The sequence below is a fragment of the Aminobacter aminovorans genome (genome assembly GCF_900445235.1).
Lineage (GTDB): Bacteria > Pseudomonadota > Alphaproteobacteria > Rhizobiales > Rhizobiaceae > Aminobacter > Aminobacter aminovorans.
Window position 1 is genome coordinate 69,862 of the sequence record NZ_UFSM01000004.1, and the last position, 24,374, is coordinate 94,235.

At 64.0% G+C, this 24,374-nt stretch carries 22 protein-coding genes; 7 read left to right on the forward strand and 15 right to left on the reverse strand.

Going from position 1 to position 24,374, the window contains the following annotated elements:
- Positions 1 to 49 precede the first annotated feature (49 nt).
- The 3 genes from DY201_RS27940 to DY201_RS27950 form a co-directional block, all read right to left on the reverse strand.
- On the reverse strand, positions 50 to 1,225 hold the full coding sequence (locus DY201_RS27940) for an aromatic ring-hydroxylating dioxygenase subunit alpha (protein ID WP_115734595.1): 1,176 nt from the start codon (positions 1,223 to 1,225) through the stop codon (positions 50 to 52).
- A 14-nt stretch (positions 1,226 to 1,239) separates the two neighbouring features.
- Positions 1,240 to 2,205, reverse strand: coding sequence for a PDR/VanB family oxidoreductase (locus DY201_RS27945; protein WP_115734705.1), 966 nt, complete (start codon positions 2,203 to 2,205; stop codon positions 1,240 to 1,242).
- Between the two features lie 70 nt (positions 2,206 to 2,275).
- Positions 2,276 to 3,943 (reverse strand): thiamine pyrophosphate-binding protein, encoded by a 1,668-nt coding sequence (locus DY201_RS27950; protein ID WP_207904351.1) that lies wholly within the window; start codon positions 3,941 to 3,943, stop codon positions 2,276 to 2,278.
- Between the two features lie 312 nt (positions 3,944 to 4,255).
- On the opposite strand from DY201_RS27950, the gene DY201_RS27955 reads away from it, so the two are divergent.
- On the forward strand, positions 4,256 to 5,440 hold the full coding sequence (locus DY201_RS27955; RefSeq protein WP_115734596.1) for an amino acid aminotransferase: 1,185 nt from the start codon (positions 4,256 to 4,258) through the stop codon (positions 5,438 to 5,440).
- Positions 5,441 to 5,564: 124 nt separating this feature from the next.
- Here the strand turns inward: DY201_RS27955 and DY201_RS27960 are convergent, their stop codons facing one another.
- From DY201_RS27960 to DY201_RS28010, 11 genes are read right to left on the reverse strand one after another with little or no spacing between them, the layout of a single operon-like run.
- Positions 5,565 to 6,737 carry a 4-hydroxybenzoate 3-monooxygenase gene (locus DY201_RS27960; RefSeq protein ID WP_165916017.1) on the reverse strand — a complete coding sequence of 391 codons (1,173 nt, stop codon included), beginning with the start codon at positions 6,735 to 6,737 and terminating at the stop codon, positions 5,565 to 5,567.
- A 46-nt stretch (positions 6,738 to 6,783) separates the two neighbouring features.
- Positions 6,784 to 7,452, reverse strand: coding sequence for a 4-carboxy-4-hydroxy-2-oxoadipate aldolase/oxaloacetate decarboxylase (locus tag DY201_RS27965; RefSeq protein ID WP_115734598.1), 669 nt, complete (start codon positions 7,450 to 7,452; stop codon positions 6,784 to 6,786).
- Complete coding sequence (locus tag DY201_RS27970) at positions 7,449 to 8,105, reverse strand: RraA family protein (protein ID WP_115734599.1); 657 nt, start codon at positions 8,103 to 8,105, stop codon at positions 7,449 to 7,451. Before DY201_RS27970 ends, DY201_RS27965 begins: the two co-directional genes overlap by 4 nt.
- Positions 8,102 to 8,764, reverse strand: coding sequence for an RraA family protein (locus tag DY201_RS27975; RefSeq protein ID WP_115734600.1), 663 nt, complete (start codon positions 8,762 to 8,764; stop codon positions 8,102 to 8,104). Before DY201_RS27975 ends, DY201_RS27970 begins: the two co-directional genes overlap by 4 nt.
- Positions 8,761 to 9,777 (reverse strand): DODA-type extradiol aromatic ring-opening family dioxygenase, encoded by a 1,017-nt coding sequence (locus DY201_RS27980; RefSeq protein ID WP_115734601.1) that lies wholly within the window; start codon positions 9,775 to 9,777, stop codon positions 8,761 to 8,763. Before DY201_RS27980 ends, DY201_RS27975 begins: the two co-directional genes overlap by 4 nt.
- Positions 9,778 to 9,827: 50 nt before the next feature.
- On the reverse strand, positions 9,828 to 10,853 hold the full coding sequence (locus DY201_RS27985) for an amidohydrolase family protein (protein WP_115734602.1): 1,026 nt from the start codon (positions 10,851 to 10,853) through the stop codon (positions 9,828 to 9,830).
- 41 nt (positions 10,854 to 10,894) lie between these two features.
- The gene (locus tag DY201_RS27990; protein WP_115734603.1) at positions 10,895 to 12,556 is read right to left on the reverse strand and encodes an FAD-dependent oxidoreductase; all 1,662 of its coding nucleotides are present in this window, start codon (positions 12,554 to 12,556) and stop codon (positions 10,895 to 10,897) included.
- A complete protein-coding gene (locus tag DY201_RS27995) occupies positions 12,553 to 12,963 on the reverse strand; it encodes a Rieske (2Fe-2S) protein (protein WP_207904352.1) in 411 nt (136 codons plus the stop codon). The genes DY201_RS27990 and DY201_RS27995 overlap by 4 nt, the downstream gene beginning before the upstream one ends.
- On the reverse strand, positions 12,960 to 13,259 hold the full coding sequence (locus DY201_RS28000) for a hypothetical protein (protein ID WP_115734605.1): 300 nt from the start codon (positions 13,257 to 13,259) through the stop codon (positions 12,960 to 12,962). Before DY201_RS28000 ends, DY201_RS27995 begins: the two co-directional genes overlap by 4 nt.
- Before the next feature lie 11 nt (positions 13,260 to 13,270).
- Entirely contained in the window at positions 13,271 to 14,524 is a 1,254-nt protein-coding gene (locus DY201_RS28005) for an amidohydrolase family protein (protein ID WP_115734606.1), read from the reverse strand.
- An 11-nt stretch (positions 14,525 to 14,535) separates the two neighbouring features.
- Positions 14,536 to 15,975, reverse strand: a complete 1,440-nt coding sequence (locus DY201_RS28010) for an NAD-dependent succinate-semialdehyde dehydrogenase (protein ID WP_115734607.1) — start codon at positions 15,973 to 15,975, stop codon at positions 14,536 to 14,538.
- Between the two features lie 163 nt (positions 15,976 to 16,138).
- Here DY201_RS28010 and DY201_RS28015 point away from each other — a divergent pair, with 163 nt between their 5' ends.
- The 6 genes from DY201_RS28015 to DY201_RS28040 all read left to right on the forward strand — a co-directional run bounded on the left by DY201_RS28015 (position 16,139) and on the right by DY201_RS28040 (position 23,448).
- Positions 16,139 to 16,915 carry a FadR/GntR family transcriptional regulator gene (locus DY201_RS28015; RefSeq protein WP_115734608.1) on the forward strand — a complete coding sequence of 259 codons (777 nt, stop codon included), beginning with the start codon at positions 16,139 to 16,141 and terminating at the stop codon, positions 16,913 to 16,915.
- A 129-nt stretch (positions 16,916 to 17,044) separates the two neighbouring features.
- The gene (locus DY201_RS28020; protein WP_165916035.1) at positions 17,045 to 18,574 is read left to right on the forward strand and encodes an ABC transporter substrate-binding protein; all 1,530 of its coding nucleotides are present in this window, start codon (positions 17,045 to 17,047) and stop codon (positions 18,572 to 18,574) included.
- A 14-nt stretch (positions 18,575 to 18,588) separates the two neighbouring features.
- Positions 18,589 to 19,569, forward strand: coding sequence for an ABC transporter permease (locus DY201_RS28025; RefSeq protein ID WP_115734610.1), 981 nt, complete (start codon positions 18,589 to 18,591; stop codon positions 19,567 to 19,569).
- Between the two features lie 3 nt (positions 19,570 to 19,572).
- Complete coding sequence (locus DY201_RS28030; protein WP_245432197.1) at positions 19,573 to 20,382, forward strand: ABC transporter permease; 810 nt, start codon at positions 19,573 to 19,575, stop codon at positions 20,380 to 20,382.
- Positions 20,379 to 21,971 (forward strand): ABC transporter ATP-binding protein, encoded by a 1,593-nt coding sequence (locus DY201_RS28035; RefSeq protein ID WP_115734611.1) that lies wholly within the window; start codon positions 20,379 to 20,381, stop codon positions 21,969 to 21,971. The genes DY201_RS28030 and DY201_RS28035 overlap by 4 nt, the downstream gene beginning before the upstream one ends.
- A gap of 67 nt (positions 21,972 to 22,038) precedes the next feature.
- The gene (locus DY201_RS28040; protein WP_115734612.1) at positions 22,039 to 23,448 is read left to right on the forward strand and encodes an aldehyde dehydrogenase family protein; all 1,410 of its coding nucleotides are present in this window, start codon (positions 22,039 to 22,041) and stop codon (positions 23,446 to 23,448) included.
- 119 nt (positions 23,449 to 23,567) lie between these two features.
- Here DY201_RS28040 and hpaI read toward each other — a convergent pair whose 3' ends face one another.
- A complete protein-coding gene (hpaI, locus tag DY201_RS28045) occupies positions 23,568 to 24,374 on the reverse strand; it encodes a 4-hydroxy-2-oxoheptanedioate aldolase (RefSeq protein ID WP_115734613.1) in 807 nt (268 codons plus the stop codon).

Here is a 24,374-nt window from a genome sequence, read left to right on the forward strand (position 1 = left end):
TCACCGTGCTTGCCGGTTCGCCGGCGATGCCGCTGAGCCGGCTGTTCGATCATGCCCTGGGCACGACGCGTGATCCGGCCTCGAGCTCGACGAGTGCCTTGGCGGGGTCTAAGACGACACCGATCGGATCCTTGCCGTTGGCAACCGCGTCGACCTGCTGGCGCAGGACGCGGCGCAGCATGCCGATGCCCTGGTCGGTCGAGGTCAGGTTTTCCTCGGAATGGAAGGTGATCGGCCCCTGGCCGACCTGCGCCTCGTAGTCGCCCGGCAGCTTCTGGTGCTCCTGCTCGGTCAGCTCGTGCCAGAGCTTGCCGGCATATTTCGAGCGGATCTTGGCCAGCGTGCCGGCTTCGCTGACGCGGCCGACCGAATAGATGCGGAACGACGTATCGTCCATGGGGAGGACCCAGCCGAGCAGGCTGCACGGGCCGTCGACGGTTGCGACCGGACTTGCCACCGCGCGCACGGTCGGCAACACCGCCTCCGTGATGCGCTGGTGCTCGCCGGTTTCGAGATCGCGCAGCTGCAGGCTGGAGACGCCGCGCGGCGTGTAGTGAAAGCTCACGCGCGGCATCAGACTCATCTTGGAATTGAACTGGTCGCCGCTGAAGGAGCCGTGCAGGATCGGCACATGGAACGGGTCGAGCACGTTTTCATAGTGCTGGAGCCAGTTGCAGTCGACGATGACAGGCCCGCCGCTGCCGATGCTGCTGTCGTCCGTTTCAAGGAACTCGCCGTCGCCGAGCTTCTCCAGCACGTCATAGCGCGGCAGCGCGGGCTTGCGGTCGAGCGGGCCCATATAGGCAAAGATTAGGCCGTATTTTTCCTCCAGCGGATAATGCGGCTGGCGGACATGTCCGCGGGTCTTCGCACCCATTTCGGGCTCGCAAGGCTGTTCCAGGCAGTTGCCTTCGGTATCGAACAGCCAGCCGTGATAGCAGCAGCGAATGCCCTGCTCCTCGACCCGGCCATAATAGAGCGATGCGCCGCGATGGGCGCAGCGAGGATGAACAAGGCCGGGCCGGCCGGTGCCATCGCGAAACAGGATGAGCTCTTCGCCCAGCGCCATGATCTTTCGTGGCGTTGCTGTTGCGTCCTCCGACAGACCAACAGGATGCCAATAGCGGCGCAGCAGTTCGCCCATCGGCGTTCCACGTCCGACCTCGGTCAGCTCGGCGAAATATGTCGGCTTGGGCAAGGCATAGGCCGATCCGTCTTTCGTCATTGCAATATCCTCCCCTAGCGGTCGAGCCGCAGCAGCGCCGTCGTGGCGCGTGAGCAGCAGATCATCATCGTATTGCCCGCCGCGCGTTCAGCATCGCTCAGCACTTTGTCGCGGTGGTCGGGCACACCCTCCAGCACGCGGGTTTCGCATGTGCCGCAGACGCCGTTGCGGCAGGAAGAGGGCGCATGCACCCCGGCCTGTTCGAGCGCATCGAGGATTGTCTGGTCGGCACCGATCTGAATCGAGAGCCCCGACTTGTTCAGGATGACCGTGAAGCCGCCATCATCGACGGCTGGTACGCTCGGCGTGAAGGATTCGGAATGCACTGTCGAGGCATCGCGGGACGAGGCGGCGTCCAGGAACGCATCGAGCATCGGCGCGGGACCACAGCAGTAGAGTTGTGCATCCGGCGGTGCCTGAGCGACGATACGCGCGATATCGAGCAGACCATCTTTTTCGCTGTCGACGTGGAGCTGGATGTTGTCGGTGAGCGCCGTGAGCTCGTCGAGAAGTGCGCATTCGGCTCGCGAACGCACTGCATAATGTAGCGTCCAGTCAGCCCCTGCCTCGTGCAGCTGTCTCGCCATGGCGAGCAGGGGCGTGATGCCGATGCCACCGGCGATCAGGATCGAAGTGGCTTTGGCGTCCGCAAGCGCGAAGGTCGAACGGGGCTGCGAGATTCTGATGCGATCGCCGGGCCGCGCATTTGTATGCAGCCAGCGCGAACCGCCACGTGTTGCCCGGTCGAGTGCGACGGCGATGCGGTAGTCCGAAGCATGCGGCGCACCGATCAGCGAGTATTGCCGCACCAGACCATCGGGAAGATGGACGTCGATATGGGCGCCGGCGTCGAAGGAAGGCAGGGGCGCGCCGTTGGTGGGCCTCAGATCGTATGAGAGGACCGTCGGCGTTTCGTAGGAAATCCGACGGACGATCACCTCGATCGTCGCGTCGGCAGGCTGCTGGTGACCGTCGTTCATTTTTGCGGCCATCCCTAGCCGTTCGAGGAGGCCCGGCCGCGCGTCCGCGGGATGCCGGGCCCGGTGAGGTTCAGCCCAGCGGGTTGGCTGGTGGCGTGACGGGCGATGGCACGAAGGGGTGGATCAACGCCCAGGGGCTCGGCATCTCGCCGACCGAGACGGCAATCAGGGCCGGGCCATTGCTATCCTTTGCCCGCACCAGTGCGTCGTGAAGTCCCGATGGTGAGTCCACCTTTTCGAAGGGCAGGCCGAAGGCGCTTGCCAGATGGGCGAAGTCCGGGTTGGCGAGTTCGACCGCGAAGGTGTCGCCGAAGGTGCGCTGCTGGATGCGGCGGACATTGCCATAGTGTCCGTCGACGAAGACGACGACCGACATGTTGCAGCCGTCGCGCGCCAGCGTCGCCAGCTCCTGCATGCCCCAGCCGAAGCCGCCGTCGCCATTGAGCGAAACGACGCGCCGGTCCGGGTTGCCGTGAGCGGCGCCCAGGGCAGTGTTGAAGCCGTAGCCCAGCGTGCCCTGGTAGCCCGGGGTGACGTAGGAGTTGGCGGCATGGACAGGGAACGCGATGTTGGAGAAATAGCCGACCTGGGTCAGCTCGCTGACGAGGATGTCGTCCATGGCCATGCTGGAGCGAATCGCTCTGACATAGTCGGTCTGTGGCTGGATGGCATCGGTCTGCGATGCAGACCAGGCCTTGACCTTGCCGATCTTGTCTGATGCCGAGACACGTACTTCGGACGGCAGAGCTGCGAGCAGCGCTTCGGCGGCGGCGGTCGCGTCCGACAGCACCAAGCAGCCCGGAGTGCGGGGTGCTCCGGCGGCACCCGCATCGACATTGACATAGACGTATCTGGTGTCGCCGCTGGCATGGGTCGGCTTGGCGATGCCGTCGATGAACCGGGTTCCGACCGCAACGATGACGTCGGCATGCGGGAACACCGCGCGTCCGCCAAGTGATGTCAGGGCAAGCGGGTGGTTGTCATCAAGCAGACCGCGTGCGCCGTCAGTCATGACGACAGGCGCCTGCAATCGCTCGGCGAGCGCCAAGATGGCCTTGCCGGCACCTGATGCGGCGGCACCGCCGCCGACCTGGATGACGGGGAACTTCGCCTGCGCCAGGATGGCGGCCGCTTCCTTAATGGTGTCGGGCTGCGGTTCTAGGCGGCTGAATTCGGCGCGCGGCAGGACTTTCGTCACGCCCTTGGCCTGCAGCACGTCAGGCGGCAATTCGATGGCGACCGGGCGCGGATGGCCTGAACGCAGCTGCACGAAGGCTTCATGGACGAGCGCGGGAACGTCTTCGGGGCGATGAGCGATGCCGTGCCACTTGGTCAGCGACTTGAGGATGCCGCTCTGGTCGGGGATTTCGTGCAGCATGCCGTGCTTCTGACCGATCAGGGTCGATGGAATCTGGCCCGAGATGCAGAGCACGCGCGAGCTGCATGCATAGGCGGTAGCGAGGCCGGACAGAGCGTTGAGCACGCCGGGGCCGGGCACGACCATGAACACGCCTTCGCGGCCGGTGGTGCGGGCATAGCCGTCGGCCATGTAGGACGTCGCCTGCTCGTGGCGGGGCATGATGTAGCGAATGCGGTCCGGCTGGCTGCGGATGGCGTCAACCGCCCAGTCGAGCTGAATACCGGGAATGCCGAAAATGTCGGTCACGCCTTCTTCCAGGAGCTGGGCGACCAACGCCTGTCCTCCGGTCAGCTCCATAGGTTCGTAGTTCCCGTTCACGCCGCTTTTCTCCGATTGGTTTCGCTTGCAGGGCCGGCTCTGACCCGAGGCCGTTTTGCCGGCCCAGGTTCCAAAACCCTGCGAAGAGTCACATGAAATGCAAAGTCGTCTCATAATGCGTTACATCGTCTCGCTAGTCAACGACAAAACGCGATACCTCATCCGAGTTGGAATCCGCTTGGGCTGGCTGTCGTGTAACATCAGGAAAAATGCTAGAGGACGCGCGCCACAAGAGGTCAGCTTGATGAGTCCGAGTTGACCATGTTCAAAATGCGCGATAAAGTCTCATAATACGAGACAATAGAGGGTGATATGTTTTCAAATCTCTCCACGCCGACAGCCGACCCGCTGCTTGGAATGATGCAGCAGTTCCGCGACGACCCGAGCGCCGACAAGGTCGACCTCGGCATCGGCATCTACAAGGACGGGCAGGGCAACGCGCCGGTGCTGGCAACGGTCAAACAGGCGGAATCCTTCTTGGTGGAGAACCAGAAGTCGAAGGCTTATGTCTCTTCGGCCGGCAATGAAGACTATAATCGCCTGACTCGGGAACTCATCTTCGGCGCCGACAGCAGCCTGCTCGCGCGCTCGCAAGCGATCCAGACGCCGGGCGGCACCGGAGCGCTGCGTGTCGCAGGCGACTTCGCCCAGAGCGTGAAGCCGGGCGCCAAGGTCTTCCTTCCTGATCCGACCTGGCCGAACCATCCTTCGCTGCTGGCCGCTGCTGGCCTCCAGGTTGTCCGTTACCCCTATTACGACGTCGCGTCGGGCAAGCTGCAGTTCGACCGGATGATCGAGGCGCTGCGCGCCGCGGGTCCCGGTGATCTGGTGCTATTCCACGGCTGCTGCCACAACCCCGGCGGCGCCGACCCGAGCCTGGCGCAGTGGGCGGAAATCGCCGAATTGCTCGCCTCGACCGGCGCCACCCCGCTGATCGACCTGGCGTATCTTGGCTTCGGCGACGGGCTGGCCGAGGATGCCGCCGGCGTCAGGCTCCTGGCCGAGCGCTTGCCGGAAATGCTGATTGCCAGTTCCTATTCGAAGAACTTTGCGCTCTACCGTGAACGCGTTGGCGCGCTGACGCTGGTGGCCAAGGATGAGGCCACGGCCAGCCGCGCGCACGGCCACCTGCTGCCGGTCGTCCGCACCAACTATTCGATGCCGCCGGACCACGGCGCTTCGGTCGTCGCCCACATTCTCGGCAATGCGGCTCTGCGCACGACATGGGAAGGCGAGGTCGCCGAAATGCGCGGACGCATCAATGGCATGCGCGAAAAGCTGGTGGCAGCGCTTGCCGGCCGAACGACGCGCGACTTCGCATTCCTCGGCGTGCAGCGCGGCATGTTCGCCATGCTCGGCATCACCCCTGCCGACGCCGAGCGGATGAAGGTCGAGCACCATGTCCACATCACCAGTTCGGGTCGTGTCAATGTGGCCGGCCTGACCGACAACAATGTCGGCCACGTTGCCAACGCTATCGTCGCCGTCTGCGGCTGAAGTCGTGAATGGCGGGCTCTGGTCCGCGTGAATGAAAGAAGGGCGGCGCTCCATCGGAGCGCCGCCCTTTCGTTTTGTCGAGATGTTACCGGGGCCAACTCGTCGCGGTGTCCCAGTCCGGGTTTCAGATTTCGTAGGGCAGGCCGAGCTGGGCCTTGCGCAGACGCTGCTGGCCGATCTCGGTGTTTCCCCAGTGGTTCAGCGTCTGGTACTGCATCCGGGTCTGGAAGTTCGTCTGGCCGGGGAAGATGTGCAGGGCCTCGCACATCGAGCAGGCCCAGTGGACGGTCGGCCAGATCCGGCGCAGGCACATTTCCGAATAGCTGTCGAGTAAGGTGGTGTCGTTGGTCGTCAGCAGCCGACGGATCGCTTCGGCCATGATACGCGCATCACCAACCGCGAGGTTAAGCCCCTTGCCGCCGCTCGGCGGAACGATATGTGCTGCGTCACCGGCAATCGCCAGCCGCCCGTGGCGCATCTTCTCGCAGACATAGCCGCGCAGGCGCGCTACCGAGCGCTCGATAATTGGGCCGCGATTGAGCTGCGCTGCGGTACCGTCGTCCATGCGGATGTCGAGTTCATCCCAGATCTGCTGATCGCTCATCGCGTTGGGGTCGGCGTCTGGCTCGACCTGCAGATAGAGCCGGCCAACCGAAGCCGAGCGGGCTGAAGCGACGGCGAGGCCGCGCGTCGAATGGGCAAAGCCGCGGCGGGCAGCGAGAGGTGCGGCCTCGGCCAGGATGCCGAGCCAGGCAAACGGGTATTCGGTCAGGAAGACATGCTCGTCCGAGCCGGGAATGTGCCCGCGGCTGACGCCATGATAACCGTCGCAGCCGGCAATGAACTGGCAGTCCAGCACCCTGTCTTCGCCATTGTGGCGGTAGTGGATGCGCGGTGCAGTCTCGATATCATCGAGGCTCGATACGTCGGCTTCGAAGACGATCGGCAGGCCGTCAGCCTCGCGCTGAAGGATCAGGTCCTCGACGATCTTCTGCTGGCCGTAGGTTGTGAGGTGCCGCCCGGTCCCGTCGTCGAGCGAGATGTCGGCCTTCTGCCTGTCCCAGCACAGCTGCATCGAGCGCATCGGAATGCCCTCGCGATTGAGGCGTTCGCCCATGCCGTATGTGCGCAGCGTATCAACCGTGCCCGATTCGAGGACGCCCGCCCGCACGCGCTCGAGCACATAGGCCCGCGTACGCCGTTCCAGGATCACCGAGTCGATACCGTTGAGCTGGAGGATACGCGCCGCGAGCAGGCCGGCTGGCCCCGCGCCGATGATCCCGACCTGAGTTTTCATGAGTTCACCCATTGCTGCTGACTGGTTTGCGGCGCCGTGTCAGGCGTCAGTATTCGAGGCCCTTGTCTTTCAGGCGCCCGCGCAGGTTGAAGAGATCGAGGCTGAGAATGCCCTTGGCGAGTTCGGTACGCTTGGCTTCCTCCTCGGCGATGCGACGCTCGGAAAGTTGCGCGACGGTATCGGCCATTTCGCGCGGGATGATCACGACACCGTCGTCATCGGCGACGACGACATCGCCGGGATTGACCACCGCACCGGCGCACGAGACCGGCACGTTCACCGACCCGATCGTTTCCTTGACCGTGCCTTGGGCGCAGATCGCTGTCGACCAGACCGGGAACTTCATCTGGGTCAGATCGCGGATGTCGCGCACGCCCGCGTCGATGACGAGGCCGATGCCTCCGCGCGCCATCACAGAGGTCGCCAGAAGGTCGCCGAAATAGCCGGCGTCGGAAGGCGAGAACGGCGCAACGACAAGGATGTCGCCCGGCTTGATCAGCTCGATCGCCACATGGATCATCCAGTTGTCGCCGGGCGGCACCAGAACGGTGACGGCACTTCCCGATATGGCGGCACCGGTATAGATGGGCCGCATCCGTGAGCTCATCAGACCGGTCCGGCCAAGGGCTTCATGGGTGGTGGCGACGCCGGCCTTGGCCAACCGGGCGATGGTCGCGCCATCGGCGCGCTCGATGTTGCGGACGACCTTGTTCATGACTGGCGCGTCTGCAGCGAGTGATAACGGTACTTCACGCGGGCATCGCGCAGCGACATGCCCTCGGTGATGGCTTTCCGGATGGCATTCTCGGCGCTGGCGATCTCGTCGGCGAGGTCGAGGACCTGTTCGGCGCGCTCGCTCGGAATGACGACGACGCCATCGGCATCGCCGACCAGAATATCGCCCTGGCGAACCAGCGCGCCGCCGATCTCGACCGTGATGCCGGTGGCGTCGACCTGGACGCGGTCCTTGCCGGTCTTCATCGAATAGCTGCGCGAATAGATCGGATAGCCGAGCCTGAGGCAAAGATCGACATCGCGACAGGCGCCGTCGATGACAGTGCCTGCGAGGCCCTTGTGGCTGGCCAGCTGGGTCATGATATCGCCCCAGACAGTGCAGTCCTCGCGGCCGCGATTGTCGAGCACGACCACCGTACCCGCCGGCAGGTCGTCGATGAAGTCGCCGACATTGCCCGGTGCCAGCACATCGACCGGCACGTAGCGGACGGTGAAGGCGCGGCCGACGAGCCGGAACTTGTGGTCGCGTGGCTTGATGCCCCGGCAGACACCTTCGATGCCAAGCCGGTCCATGGCGTCGGACAAGGTGGCGCAGTCGTGTTTTCCGGCGCGTTCTACGGCTTGGTCGATCATTGCATTGCCTCGAGCATGTCTTCGTAATCGGCGCCGAGCACCTCGGAGACCGGCTTGCCGGCCTTCAGGGCTTCGATCATCAGGCGTTCCTTGGCAGCGATGCGCTCGCCGGTCCGGATCACCTTCTCCGCATTGTCGGCGGTGATGAACACCGCACCCGAACCGTCTGAAATGACGTAATCGCCGGGCGTCACCATCACCGCGTCGATGGTGACGGGCACGTTGGTTGCGACCTCATGGACGCGGCCGCGAGCCGTGCGCACGGTGGTCGCGCGCGCAAAGATCGGAAAGTCGAGCCCGTTGGCTTCATCCACGTCACGCAACGGTCCATCGACGATCACCCCCTGAATGCCGGCAAGGCGCGCGGCCTGGGTCAGCACTCCGCCCCAGCCGCCGGCGTCGATGCCGGGATGGGAAACGACGATCAGCGAGTTGGCGTCGCCGGCTTCGATGGCGCGGGCACCGAGATGGACCTTGGGTGCGCCCGCCGGCGCCGGGCCTTCGGCGAGGGCGACGGTGACGACACGCCCGGCCACCACGCCGCCGCCGGAACGGCGGGCGATGCCGCCGACGGCACCAGGCAGGCCGAGTGCGTCGAGCGCATCCGAGACTGTACATGCATCGAGCCGGCGCAGCCGTACAAGCAACTCCGCGCTCATGGATTGACGCCCCACCAGTACATGCCCTGAGCGGTGCCGGTGCCAGCCGGCGAGCGGTAGCAAGGGACGTAGGCCACTTCGTGGAACTCGGTGTCGTAGGCTTCCATGACGCCAGCGGTGGTGATCCAGCTCTTCATTTCCGAAGTGCCCGACTGGAGCTCAGAGAGCGGGATGCTCTTGAGGAACTCGGTATCCTTTTCGCGCATCGCCTTCATGAATCGGGCGTCCCAGTCCTCGTCGATGGTAAAATGGCTCATGCCGCCCGAGCCGAACACGACGACGCGGGCGTCGCTTTTCCAGGAGCGGATGGCTTCGCCGACGACCTGGCCGAACTTGTAGGAGCGCCGAGCGGTCGGCTGGTTCGGTGGGAAAAAGGTGTTCTGGTAGATCGGGACGTTTGGGATGACCTTGTCGCGCATCACCTGGCGGTAGATGTGGCCGAAGGCGTGACTGATGCCGGTCGTGCGCGGATTGTGCGTGGGCAGCTTGGGTGAGACGGTGATGTCGAACTCGTTGTCGACCAGATTGCCGATGATGTGCTTGGCGAGTTCCGGCACCGTATCGTATTCGCGGTACTCTTCCGGTGCGTGGCCGGCTTCGCCCTCGGCGACACCCGGTGGCATCAGCCGGCGGCCTTCTTCGGTCGCCGGATGATGGCGGATCTTGTCGCCGTAATAGATCATGTAGGGCGGGCTCAGGTCCTCGCCGTAGATCTCGTGCTGGTCGTTGCCGAAGATGATGGCGACGTCGGCCTTCATCGCATCGAAGGCGTCGGCCAGGCGTTCGCTGGCGACGTGGCACTTCTCGTAGTTGGCGGTCATCGCCTCCATCGTGCTGCGTTCGGCAAGGTTCTCGTCCTTGCGCAGTTCGCAGAGCTGGTCGAACGAATAGACGCCGCCGCGGAAGGGGTGCATGCGGGTGCGGTCCGACTGGACGCGCAGCAGCCACTTGTCAGGCGTGGTGTGCAGTTGCGGCCCGTGAGCCGTGCAGATGAATCCGACTATTTTCGCCATAGGTAGCCTCCATGTTGTTCCAAGGCTGCGCTTCAGGTGACCTGGGTTGATCAGGCTTCGATGTTGAAAAGCCGCGCGGCATTGCCGCCCAGGATTGCCTTGCGTTCATCATCCGAGATGAACGACAGACCGTTGATGTGCGGGATGATGGTGTCGAAGGTCTCGCCGGTCTCCGGGTCGATGGATGAGCCGACGCCGGGCATCTCCGCGCCATAGAGGCACTGCGAAGCACCGACCACCTTGACCAGCAGCTCGATGGCGTCGCGCGAGTAGAGCACTGTGTCGAAGTAGAGCTTCTGCAGCCGGTCGCGGAACCGAACGCCTGAAGAGGACATGCCGTTGCGCGGCACGGTGGTCGCATCGAAGCGGCCGAGCTGGTACGGGATCGCGCCGCCGCCGTGGCTGACCAGGATCTTGAGGTCCGGGAAGTCGTCAAGCACGGTCGACTTGCACAGGCCGTAGACCGCGGTGGTCTCTTCGTTGATGAAGTGCAGCGAATAGGGCTCGCGCTCAGGCGCCCGCGAACTCGCCGAATGGATGTGGCCGACGACATCCAGTTCGCAGAGCTTTTCGTAGAGCGGATACCAGTAGCGGTCGCCCATCGGCGGTGCCATGCGGCCGTTGTTTTCGAACGGATCGGGATTGATCAGGCAACCGCGAAAGCCGAACTCCTTGACGCAGCGTTCGAGCTCCGGCAGCGCTTCGGTAATCGGGCTGTCGCCGGTCTGCGGCAGGCCGGCGACGCCGTAGAAGCGCTCGGGATAGAGCGCGCATTCCTGCGCGATGATGTCGTTGGCGTATTCGACGTACCAGTGGACGAGCTTCTTCGGTTCTTCCGAATGCATCAGCTGGAACGGGCGCGGCGACAGCATCTGGATGTCCACGCCGGCCTGGTCAAGGCAGGCGAGGTGGCCCATCGGCGCCATCTCGACGCGGTTGAACGCCTGCTCCAGTGCTTCGTTGGAAACCGGCGGCGCTTTGCGGCCATGGGCGCCGCGATGCGACAGGATGCTGGCCTTGTAGGCGGGAAGCTGATGCGGCACCGCCATGTGTGCGTGACAGTCGATGATCTTCATCTGGCACTCCAGAATTCCAGTAAGGTTCGCATGGGCCGGCCTCAATTCACCGAGGCGGCAGTGCCGGTGATGGTATCCAGCAGCGCGTTGGGGTCGGTCGGGCAGGCGTCGCCGCGCCACGCGACGTGCCTGTCGGGCCGCGACAGCACGAAGGCTTCGGCATATGGACCTGGGCCACCCTTGCCGGGCACGACGTCGAGCAGCTGGATCGGGATTCCGCGTGCCGCTGCCGTCGCCATCAGGGGCTCTGCGTCCTGGCTCGGGTCGAACCGCAGCAACGTGTAGTCGGGGCCCATCGCGTCATAGAGCGAGCGCTTGTCCGCCAACCAGATGTGCGGCGTGCGACAGCCAGGCACGGTCGACGGCGTGAATTCGGCCATCGAGTAGGCCGGCTGTGCCGCACCGTCATAGGAGATGATCGGCGAGCGGTCGTAGTAGTAGCCAAAGTTGAGGCCGCCGCAGCAATATTGCTGGACGTTGAGGTCGTAGATCTTGCGTCCCAGTGCCTCGCGCGCGGCAGCGCCGGCGGGTGTGTCGTCCTCGATGTCGGTGGGTACCACCTTGCGTTCCTTGGCCATGGCATGGGCATGGTTCATGGCGAAGACCGAGACCTGCTCGGTGATCGGCTGACGTTCGGCGGCGTAGGCGTCGAGCATGCCTGATTTGCCCCAACCGGCGACGTTGGCGGCGAGCAGCCAGCCAAGGCACTCGGCGTCGGCGATGCCGGCGTTCATGCCGTAGCCGGCGTAAGGGACCCAAAGGTGGGCTGCGTCGCCGCAGATGAAGACACGGCCCTTGTGGAAGCTGTCGGCGACGAGGCGACGGCCGAACCAGTCTTCGTTGGACAGGACTTCATAGGAAAAGTCCGGGCCGACGCCGAGAATCTCGCGGATCGACCAGTCACGATCGACGCTGTCGAAATCCGGCTCGTCGTCACGCAGATAGTTGTGCACGAGCCAGGTCTCGCGGCCGTCGATGGCATAGACGTTGCCGCTGCGCCGCGGGTTGAGCGAGAAGCTCGCCCATGCCGGCGCGTCGTTCATCAGGCCGAGCAGCTGCGGTGCACGGATGTAGGTCGACTGCACGCGCTGAACGACGGCGTCACCGACGAGCTTGGCGCCGATGTCGCGGCGGACCTGCGAACGGCCGCCGTCACAACCGGCAAGATAACGGGTCGAGATCGTCGTCTGCTCGCCGCTGTCGATATTGCGGGCGCTGATCTGCAAGCCGTCGTCGGTTTCAGCGTGAGACAGATATTCTGTCCGGTTGAGCACCGTCAGCCCCGGCATTGCGGCGGCGTGTTCGAACAGGATCGGTTCGAGGAAGAGCTGGTTGATCCGGTGCGGCGGCTCGGCTGTCGGCCAGTCTGTGTCGGGGCCGCCGGTTGCCGTGAAGCGGTCACGCCGGCAGGGGATGGGAATACGCGTGATCGCCTTGCCGGTCATCGAGGTGCGATAGGCGATGTCGTTGGCATAGTCCTCGGGCAGGCCGGCATTGCGGGCGGCGCCGGCGACGCCCAGACGTCGCAGGATCTCCATCGAACGTGCCGAGACGTGATTGCATTTCACGTTTGGCGGTTCACCGCGATGGCGGGTCTCCAGGATCGTCACCGCCACGCCGCGTTGTGCCAGCACCATGCCGAGCGTCAACCCGACGGGACCCGCGCCAACGATGAGCACGTCAGTCTGCAGGCTTGTGGTCATGGCCGCGGGTTCCCGACCGTGACCACGACATTGCCGTCGGTCACCTGCACAGGCACAGGGGTCAGGCCGACCTTAGGATCGATCGGGTGGCGTCCTGTCAGCATGTCGAATTCGAAGCCATGCCAGGGGCAGACGATGTGCAACTGCTCCTTGGAAAAGCCCAAGCCGAGGCTCTTGCCGTTGTCGGCCACCAATTCCAGCGTGCGCGGCATGATCTTGCCCTGACACACCGGTCCGCCCATATGCGGACAGATATTGAGATAGGCACGCACTTCCTCGCCGACGAAGTAGACGCCGATGCCTGTGCCATCGACGTCGATGACCATGCGCTGGCGCTTCTTGAGCTCGTCGTGCCGGCCCAGCACGATCTGCCGCGACGTTCCCGCCGCCATGTCAGCGCCGCTCACGATGCCCTCCGGAACCACATGGCGAGGTCGAACACGTTGAGGTCGGCAGCGCGCAGAAGCTCACTGACCAGGACTGCGGTTTCGGTGGCGGTCAGAGCGTCTTGGTTGACTGGCGGGAAAATCTTGTCCGACTTCTCGACCTTGGCCGCGTAGAGCTTTCCAAGTGCGGCGAGTGCGATTGCGATGTCGGCCTCGCTGATCTGTTCGAGCGTTCCCGAAGCAAGGGCCTCGTCTGCTGCCGCTGCAATTGACGCGGCTGCCGCGCTGAAACCAGCGCCATGTTCTGAGTTTGTCATTGTCTGTGCCACTACGATGCGGTTTTCGGGCGATTGGCGAGGACGTCCTCGGCCAGCGGCTTGCGGCGTGTCGTGTCGAGCTTGAACAGTCGCGCGGCGTTCAGGCCGAGGATGTTGCGCTTGGCCTGTTCGGAGAGGAAAGGCAGCGAGTCGATTGTCGCCGGCGAGTCCCAGTCCCAGTGCGGCCAGTCCGAGGAGTAGAGCAGCTGGGTCTCGGCGTTCATCGCCTCCATGGTCGCTTCGAGAAGCTTCATGTTGGTGCGCTCGAGCGGCTGGCTCGTGTAGTACATCTCGCGCATGTATTCACTGGGCAGCCGCTTGAGCCCGGGCGCCTCGCTTGGCCGCATCAGCACCTCGTGGTCGAGGCGCTGCATCAGGAACGGGATCCAGGCGAGGCCGCTTTCCACCCAGAGCATGTTCAGCTTGGGGAAGCGCTCCGGCATGGCGTTGACGATCCAGTTGGTGAGGTGGATCTGGTTGTAGTGGGTGAACGACAGCGCATGCATCGACAGGAAGCGGTTGAGCTGCGCGAAGGACGGATCGCCCCAGTGGTAGCCGGAGTGGAAGGCCACCGGCTTGTCCAGTTCCTGGATCATCGAATAGAGCCGCATATAGCAGTCATGATGGACCGGCTTGTTGCGGGTGGAGCAGACGGTGAAGCCGATGATGCCTTCGGTGTCGCCGTAGCGCTCGACGAGCTCCTCGCACGCCTCGGGCGTGTTGAACGGCAGGTAGAGCAGGCCCTTCATGCGGCTGTCGATCGGCAGGATGCGTTCGATCATCCAGCGGTTGAACGCCTTGGCCAGCGCCACCTCGATCTCGTCCTGCGGGTGCATGCCGAGCAGCAGCATGGCGCTCGGGAATACCACCTGATAGTCGAGCCCCATCGCATCCATGCTGCGGCGGGCGGTCGAGATGAAGCGGTGGACACTGTCGTCGCTTACCGGTTCGCGCCGGCCCTGGTGGCCGATGCGGCCGCCGACGCTCTGCAGCGACAGGCCCGGTGAGATGTTGAGCAGGGCGTTCGATCCGCCAAAGCCCTTGACCTGGTGCTGGCCGATCTGGCGCAGCACGTCATTGTCGATCAGGTCGATGATCTCGGACCAGAAATGATCTTCCGAAACATGGGCGTCGACATCGACGATGAGATAGTCGTCGAAATTCCTGGCCGCCTGCTTGGTGGCGTGTGCCAGCACGTCGCGGGAATCCGTCGACCCGGTGATTTCGCCGATCTCACGGAAGTTGGGAATGGAATGCTCGGTCATTGCTCTACGCTTCAACCCTGTGTCACGAATTTGGTCACGAGATAGCTATCGAGGCCTTCCGACCCGCCTTCGGAGCCATAGCCGCTCTCCTTGACGCCGCCGAACGGGGTCTCGGGCGTCGTCAGCACCATGTTGTTGATGCCGACCATGCCGGACTCCAGCTCGTCGCCGATGCGCGTGGCTGTGGTCGTGTCGCGGGTGAAGGCATAGGCGGAAAGACCGAAGGGCAGCCTGTTGGCCTCGGCAACGACCTCGTCGAAATCCTTGAACCGACGCGTCACCGCGACCGGGCCAAACGGCTCCTCGTTCATGATCCGCGCTTCGTTGGGCACGTCGGTCAGAACGGTGGGTTGCCAGAAATAGCCGCGCTCGCCAGTCCGTTCGCCGCCCAGTTCGACGCTGGCGCCGGCGCGTTGCGCGTCCGAAACCAGGCTCTCCATGGCGTCGATGCGGCGGCCATTGGCCAGCGGTCCCATCTGGGTTTCCGGGTTGAGACCGTCGCCCAGCCTGAGCGAGGCGGCGACATCGCGAAACCTGGCAACGAACCGGTCGTGAATGCTCTCATGCAGATAGAAGCGGGTCGGCGTGATGCAGATCTGGCCAGCGTTGCGGTACTTCGACCGGGCGGTCATTTCCGCTGCCTTCTCGACGTCGGCGTCGGCGAAGACGATTGTCGGCGCATGGCCGCCGAGTTCCAGCGTCGCCGGCTTGACGCCGTCGGCCGCCAGCCTGGCGAGGTGCTTGCCGACCCGGGTCGATCCGGTGAAGGAGATCTTCTTGATCACCGGCGATGCGATCAGATGCGTCGAGATGTGATCCGGCACCCCGAAGACGACGTTGAGCACGCCATGTGGAAGGCCGGCATCGGCAAGGGCCTGGGCGATCGCCAGTGTCGGCGACGGCGTTTCCTCGGCGGGCTTGGCAATACAGGAGCATCCGGCGGCAAGTGCCGCGGCGATCTTGCGTGCCGGGATCGTGACGGGGAAGTTCCACGGCGTGAACAGGGCGACCGGGCCGATCGGCTCGCGGAACACCAGGCTGCGCACACCTGAGGTGCGCGACGGAATGATACGCCCGTAGGCGCGGCGGCCTTCCTCGGCGTACCAGTCGAAGATGTCGGCAGCGCCCTGCACCTCGGCCATCGAATCGCCGACCGGCTTGCCCTGCTCCAGTGTCATGGCTCGGGCGATGCCTGGTGCGCGTTCACGCAGCAAACCCGCCGCGCGGCGCAGGATTGCGTAGCGCTCGAATGCCGAAACCTTGCGCCAGGAGCGGTATGCGGCGGCGGCCGCAGCCAGGGCATCGTCCAGATCGGCGGTGGTTGCGACCGGGATTTCGCCGATCGCCTCACCGCTTGCAGGGTTGATGACCGGCAGGATGTCGCGGTCGGCCGCCCGGACCCTCTCAGAGCCGATGCGCAACGAGCGATCTATCTGATCTTCTGTGGCCATGTCCCACTCAACTGATTGAAATTGTTCAAGGCAGGAGCTCGTCACCGCCGATCTTGAAATATATGATAGTTTAAAAATTTAGGCCGCGCAATCGCCATTTTTCGCTTGATTTCTGACTCCGGATGATCTTTTTTGTCCTAAATATCGTATCAAAGGGATCGACATGCAAAAAGCACCTGATGCTGAAGGTAGCGGTCTTACCCAGATGGTCGGCCCGGCGGAGCGGCTGTGGTCCTCGGGCAAGCAGACGACGCTTTCGGCGAGCGTGATCGACCAGATCCGCACCGTGCTTTTCGCCGGCAGGCTGGCGCCTGGCGATCGCCTGGGCTCGGAAGCGTCGCTGGCCCTGCAGTTCGGCGTCAGTCGCATGACGATGCGCGATGCGTTGCGCTCGTTGCAGGCGTCGGGCGTGATCGAGGTCAAGGTCGGCATCAAGGGCGGCATCTTCGTCGCCGAGGGCAATTCCGAGCGGCTGGCCGAAACCATCGCCATCCAGCTGAAGCTGATCGGCATCAGCACCGAGGAGCTGCTCGACACGCAGATCGCCATCGAGGTGATGGCGGCGGGGCTTGCAGCCAGCAATGCGACCGGCGCGGACATCAAGGCATTGCATGAGGCGCTTGGAGAAGCCGAGCGACTGATCGATGACGCCGAGGAGTTCACCTGGGCGGCGATCAACTTTCACGGCTGCGTCGTCGCGGCCTCCCACAATCGGGTGCTCGCTGCACAGTTCAGGGCGCTCAGCCATGTTCTGATGCCGCTCTATGTCAGGGGGTCGTCGCCTGACGTGGCCCGTCGCGCGGTGGCATTCCAGCGCGCGCTGATTGCCTGCATCGAAGCACGCGAGCCCGATGCGGCCAGAAACCTCGTTTACGGGCGTCTGCAATTCGTCAAGTCGCGCCAATTGGGCGACCTGGCGAAGGCAGGAGCCGGCGACTGACCATGGAGGAACGGCAGGACCTGCGTCCTGCCGCTTTGGTTCCAAGCCGAAATGCAGAGGGGAATGCCTGCTGAACGCCGCAAGAGAAGCGGCGTTGTGGGTCAATTTGCGAAAAAGGGAGTGAGGAAGATGTTTACGATTTCGCGCCGAAGCCTGCTCAAGATCTCAGCGGCTTCCGGCCTTATGGCGGCTTTGCCCGGCGGCGGTGCATGGGCTGCCGAGCCCAAGCGCGGCGGCCACCTTGTCGCGGCCAGCGGTGGTGCGTCAACGGCGGATTCGCTGGATCCCAGGACGTTCGGCTCGCCCTACACGGCGGTCATGTCCGGCATCACCTACAATTCGCTGATCGAGGTGCATGGCCTCGACATGGAACTGCGGCCCGGCCTCGCCAAGAGCTGGGAGCCGTCCAATGGCGGCAAGAGCTGGATTTTCGATCTGGTCGAGGGCGCGACCTTCCACAATGGCAAGGCGTTTACCAGCGAGGACGTGGTGTTCTCGCTGAAGCGTCATGCCGAAGAGGCGTCGCGTTCCAACATGCGCAGCATCATCAAGGGCGTGACCGATATCCGCGCCGACGGTCCGAACCGCGTCATCATCGACCTGCCCGAAGCCAACTACATGTTCCCGGCGATGCTGACGGCGTTCTCGCTGGGCATCGTCCCGGCCGGGACGACGACCTTTGACGGTGTCGGCACCGGCCCTTACAAGCTGAAGCGGTTTTCGCCGGGCGAGGTTCTCGAAGCCGAGCGTAACGAGAATTATTTCAAGTCGGACGCAGCTTTCGTCGACAGCCTCGAATTCCTGGCCATCAACGATGCCTCGGCGCTTGGCAGCGCGTTCCAGAGCGGTCAGATTCATCTGACCACGCTGCTCGACGCCCGCACCGCGCCGCTGATGCGCCAGATGCCGAACCTCAAGATCTACAACACCGAGGGCCGCGGCTTCATCTGCTTCAACATGCGCACCGACATGGCGCCGTTCGACAACCCTGATATGCGCATGGCGCTCAAGCTCGCCGTCAACCGTCCCGACATGCTCGAGCGTGTCTCGGTCGGCGTCGGCCGCATCGCCAACGATACGCCGGTTGCACCGAGTGATCCGGTCTTTGCCGCCGATTTGCCGCAGACGGAATACGATCCGAAGCGCGCCAAGGAGCTGTTCGACAAGACCGGCTTCAAGGGTCCGATCGTGCTGCAGACCTCGGAAGCGATCTCGTCGCGCGCCGTCGACATGGCCGTGATCTTCCAGGAGCACGCCGCCAAGGCGGGCATTCCGATCGAGGTCAAGCGCGAGCCCTCGGACGGCTACTGGGAAACCATCGTCGGCCAGACGCCATTCCACGTTTCGGCCCGTTCCGACCGGCCGACCGCGGATGCGATCTTCTCGGTCGCCTTCCTCAGTACCTCGGGAAACAACGAGTGCAAGTGGGTGAACAAGGATTTCGACGCCGCGGTGATCGCCGCGCGTGCCGAGCCTGACCTCGAGAAGCGCAAGGCCTTCTATGCGACGGCGCAGAAGATCTGCCGGGAAGATGGCGGCACCATCATTCCGTTCTTCTCCAGCACGGTCGAAGGCACGACCAGCGATCTCGACGGTTTCGTGCCGTCGGCTCTGCAGATGGCGGGCTACCGCGCCATCGAGCAGGTCTGGTTCGCCTGACAGGACTGGACGGCATGACTCTGTTCGCCAATTCCCCGGTGAAATCGTTCGTAGTCGCCAGGGTTGCGTCCGGGCTCGTGTCGATCTTCTTCATTTCGTTCCTGGTTTTCCTAGGAACGTCGATGTTGCCGGGCGACGCAGCCAATGCGTTGCTCGGCCAGAATGCCACCCCTGAAACGGTCTTGGCCCTGCGCACGGAGCTGGGCCTCGACCAACCTCTGCCGGTGCGCTACTTCCATTGGCTTGGCAATGCGCTGCACGGCGATTTCGGAACCTCGCTTTCCAACTCCCAGCCGGTGATCAACCTGTTGGTGCCGCGGCTGATCAATTCGCTGATCCTTGCCTTTTCGGCGGCGGCGATCGTTCTGCCGCTCGCCGTCGGCATCGGCTTGCTCGCCGCCATCAACCGCGGCAAGGCACTCGACACAGCCACCGGTTCGATCTCGGCGATCTTCCTGTCGATGCCGTCCTTCCTGATCGGTTACCTGCTGGTCTTCATTTTCGCGGTCAAGCTCGGGCTGTTTCCGCCCTTGTCGATGGTCCGTTCCAGCGCCAGCCTGCCAACCTGGATTTCGGCTCTGACGTTGCCGGTGCTGACCCTGGTGCTGGTCGCGCAGGCCCATGTAATGAAGCTGACCCGTGCCGCCGTGCTCGGGGTGATGAGCTCCGACTACATTCTGATGGCAGAGACCAAGGGCATTCCCCGCAACAGGATCATCCTCAAGCACGCGCTGCCCAATGCGTTGTCGCCGATTGTCTCGATCTGCATGATCACCATGGCCTATCTGATCGTCGACGTGGTGGTGATCGAAGCCGTGTTCAACTATCCCGGCATGGGCAAGCTGATGGTCGACGCGGTCGCCTATCGCGACATCCCGATGGTGCTGGCCTGCGGCGTGCTGTTCTCCACCATCTTCATCACACTCAACTTCACCGCCGACTTGTTGGCCATGCTCGTCAATCCGCGTCAGCGCCTGCCCAGGAAGGGGAACTGAACCGTGTCGAGCAAATTGACGCTGACCGTTTCCCTTGCCGTCCTCGCAACTATGGCGGCAGCCGCCATCCTTGCGCCGGTGCTGGCGCCGTTCCCGCCGAACGAGATGGTCCATGCCGCATTCGATGCGCCCGGCGTGGGCGGTCTGCTGGGTGCCGACGGCCTCGGCCGGGACATGCTGTCCCGCATTCTCTACGCCACGCGCTACACCTTCGTTGCGACGCTGATCGCCACCACGCTGGCCTGCATGATCGGCGTTTCGCTGGCCATCATCGCCGGCCTGAGCAAGGGTTGGGTCGATATCGTCATCGGCCGTGCCGTCGACATACTGATGTCGATCCCGCAGATCATCTTCGCGCTGATCATTCTGGCCATTGCCGGCGTGTCGCTGACGACGCTGATCCTGACCATGGCGGTGCTGCAGTCGAGCACCTATTACCGCGTCACCCGGCCGATCGCCGGCGATCTGGCGGCGATGGAATATGTCGAAGTCGGGCGCCTGCGTGGCGAACGGCTGCACTGGTATTTGTTCAAGGAAATACTACCTAACATGGTGCCGTCGCTTTTGGCGCAGTTCGGACTGGGGCTTTCCTCCGCGGCACTTTTCATCAGTTCGCTCAGCTTCCTGGGCATCGGCATCCAGCCGCCCGCGGCCGATCTCGGCGGACTTGTCCGCGAGAATGCGCTCGCCCTTTCAACCGGCCGTCTGACACCGCTGATACCGGCTTTCTGCATCGCGCTCTTCTGCCTGAGCGTGAATGGGATCGTTGATTGGCTCGTCGGTCGCTTTTCAGACAAACCGGACGTGAAATGAGCGGTAATCGAATACTGAGCATCGACAATCTGCGCGTCGAGACACGGACTAGCGTGCTGCTCGACGACGTCTCCATCCATGTCGACCGCGGCGAGGTGCTGGGCATCATCGGTGAGTCCGGCGCGGGCAAGAGCACGCTGGCGCTGAGCTCGATCATGCTCTTCAAGTCAGGCTGCAGACCGACCGCGGGGTCGATCACGCTGGGTGGCCAGTCGCTGATGGAACTCGGAACCGCCGAGCTGGAGACCATCCGTCGCACCAAGGCGTCCTACGTTGCCCAGAGCGCCGCAGCGGCGTTCAACCCGTTCTACCGCCTGGAAGACCAGGTCACCGAAATCCCTGCCATGGCGCAGAAGCTGACTTCGGCGCAACGGCGGCGCATGGCGACCGAACTGTTCGAGGAACTCCAGCTTCCTGACCCTCGGAATTTCGGCCGCCGCTATCCGCACCAGGTCTCGGGCGGCCAGCTGCAGCGGGCGATGATCGCCATGGCGCTGATCAACCAGCCCGACCTGATCATTTTCGACGAACCGACCACCGCACTCGACGTGACGACTCAGATCGAGGTGCTCAGGCTGATCAAAAAGGTGGCGAGCACGCACAATTGCGGTGCGCTCTACATCTCGCACGACCTGGCCGTTGTGTCGCAGATGGCCGACCGTATTGTCGTGATGCGCAATGGCAAGATGGTAGAGCAGGGGCCGACGCGCCAGCTCGTCGACCACCCGCAGACGGAATACGCCAAGCGCCTCGTCGCCCACCAGGGCGATGGTAGCTACGCCAGTGCCGACGGCAGCGACGAAACCTTGCTCGATGTACGCAATGTCGATGTCGGCTATGGCGGTGTTACTGCCGTCAAGGACGCTTCGATCAGGCTTGGCGCCGGTTCGGTCCTGGCACTCGTCGGCGAGTCCGGCAGCGGCAAGACCACACTGGCGCGCAGCATTGCCGGGCTGCAGCCGGCCCGCACCGGCGAGATCCGCATGCGCGACAGCCTGCTTGCGCCTTTGGTCGAACGCCGCAGCTTCGACCAGCGACGCCTGATCCAGTACATTCACCAGTTGCCCGACCTGGCGCTCAATCCACGCCAGACCATCCGTGACGTCGTTGGCCGGCCGCTGAGCTATTTCCACGGGTTGCGTGGAGCCGGCGCCGAACAGCGACTGCGCGAACTTATGGATGCGATCGAGCTGCCGTCGGCCTATCTCGACCGCTACCCGGCATCGCTGTCCGGCGGGCAGAAGCAGCGTGTCTGCATTGCCCGTTCGCTGGCGGCAAAACCCGACATCCTGATCTGCGACGAGATCACGTCGGCGCTCGATCCGCTGGTCGAGGAAAGCATCGTCAGGCTGCTCACCCGGCTGATCAAGGACGAGGGGCTGAGCATCCTGTTCATCACCCACAATCTGGGCCTCGCGCTGCGCTTCTCGCACAAGACAGCGGTGATGCAGGCAGGGCGGATCGTCGAGCATGGCGATACGCGCGCAGTGTTCGAACAGCCGCAGTCCGACTATACGCGCAGCCTGATCCGTGCGGTGCCGCAGCTACGTGAAGGCTGGCTGGACGGCTTTTCCGCCGATGCCGCCTGAAGGAAGCGTGGCCGCTTGTGCGGCCAGTGCCGCGATTTGCGGTGGTTCAAATTCGAGGGAGACAACCATGACGCAGTCCCATGCGATGATCATCAATGGCGAAAGGGTGCCGGCCGCAGGCACGTTCGGCGTCATCGATCCGGCGCGGGCGGAGGTCTTTTCCGACTGTCCGGCCGCCACCCCTGAGCATCTCGACGCAGCGGTTGCAGCCGCGCGTGAAGCGTTCCCGACATGGCGTGACACGGCGATCGAGGAGAGGGCACGCCTGCTCAACGAGATCGCCAATGCGGTCGAAGCCGACAAGGAATCCTTGGCGGTGCTACTGTCGACCGAACAGGGCAAACCGCGTGCCAGTGCCCATGGCGAGATTGGCGCCGCCATCCACTGGATGCGCGAAACGGCCAAGCTCACGCCACCGGTCGAAGTGATCCGTGACGACCAGAAGGTCAGGATCGAGGTCCACCGCAAGCCGCTCGGTGTGGTCGCCTCCATCACGCCGTGGAACCATCCGGTGCTGATCGCCACCTGGCACGTCATGCCGGCGCTGATGGCCGGCAATTGCGTGGTGATCAAGCCGTCTTCCTACACGCCGCTGAGCACGCTTCGCCTCGTCGAGCTTGCCAATGCGCATCTGCCGCGCGGCGTGCTCAATTCGGTCACCGGCGAGGGCGGCATCGGCCGCGCCATCACCAGCCACCCCGGCATCGACAAGATCGTCTTCACCGGCTCGACGCCCACCGGGCGCAACATCATGTCGAATGCCGCCAACACGCTGAAGCGCCTGACGCTCGAACTCGGCGGAAACGATGCGGCGATCGTCTTGCCCGACGCCGACATCGACGCCATCGCGCCGGTGATCTTCGCCAAGTCCTTCGGCAACAGCGGCCAGACCTGTGCCGCGCTCAAGCGCCTTTACGTGCATGAGAGCCTGCATGACGCGCTCGCCGATAAGATCGCCGCCCTGGCGCGTGCCGCCAAGGTCGGTCCGGCCAGCGATCCGGCGAGCCAGTTCGGCCCGTTGCAGAACAAGGCGCAGTTCGATCTGGTGCGCGCGCTCGCCGATGATGCCAAGGCCAATGGCGGGCGCTTCCTGGCAGGCGGCGAGGCCTCTGGCGAAGCCGGCTACTTCTTCCCGCTGACCGTCGTCACCGAAGTGACCGACGGCATGCGTATCGTCGACGAGGAGCAGTTTGGCCCGATCCTGCCGATCGTGCGTTACAGCGACGTCGACGATGCGATCGCGCGCGCCAACGCCAGTGAAAATGGCCTGGGCGGCTCAATCTGGTCGTCTGATCTCAAACGGGCTGAAGAACTGGCGCGGCGCCTCGAATGCGGAACCGCCTGGGTCAACGACCACAGCTCGATATCGCCGGCAGCACCTTTTGGCGGCGCAAAACAGTCGGGCATCGGCGTCGAATTCGGCCATTGGGGCCTCGAAGAGTACATGCAGATGCAGACGGTCCATATCACGCGCTGAGCGAGAGCCGGCTTCGGCTGTGCGATGCGGTTGCGGCTGCGCCGGATGACCGCAGGACAGCAAAACGAAAGGGCGGCTCCTGGAGCCGCCCTTTCTGCATTTCTGATGGGAGGACCGGCTCAGTAGCCGGAGCCTTGTGCCCGAGTGTTGTCGCCGCCACCCGCCTTGAACTTTGCCGCCAGTGTACTCGTCGCCTGCGCCAGCAAGCCGACATCGTTGCCGACGGCAACGAAGCTGGCGCCAAGATCCAGGTAACGCTGCGCCAGATTGGCATCAGAGGTGAGGATACCGGCAGCCTTGCCTGAAATGCCGATGCGCCGGATTGCATCCTCCACAGCTGCCTGCACCTCCGGCGCACCGGGCTTGCCGAGGTAGCCCATGTCGGCGGCGAGATCGGCCGGCCCGATGAAGATGCCGTCGACGCCGTTGACAGCGGCGATGGCTTCAAGCTCGGCGAGCCCGGCCCGGCTCTCCAGCTGCACCAGCAGGCAGGTCTGGTCGTTGGCGGTGGCCAGATAATCGGGGATGCGGTTGAAGGCCGAAGCGCGGGCAAGTGCTGCACCCACGCCGCGCACGCCATGTGGCGGGTAGCGCATCGCTTTGACCAGCTCGCGGGCTTGATCTGCAGTTTCGACCATCGGGACAAGGATCGTCTGGGCGCCGATGTCGAGCAGTTGCTTGATGATCCAGGTTTCGCCGATTGGCGGGCGCACGACGGCATGGGAGCCGGAGGCGGTGATGGCCTGCAGCTGCGCCGCCATGACCGGGATGTCGTTCGGGGCATGCTCGCCGTCGATGACCAGCCAGTCGAAACCGGCGCCGGCACAGATCTCGGCAGTGTAGGCATTGGCAAGGCCGAGCCACAGGCCGATCTGGGTGTCGCCGTTCAGCAGGGCGGCTTTGAAATTGTTGCGTGGTGCGGGCAT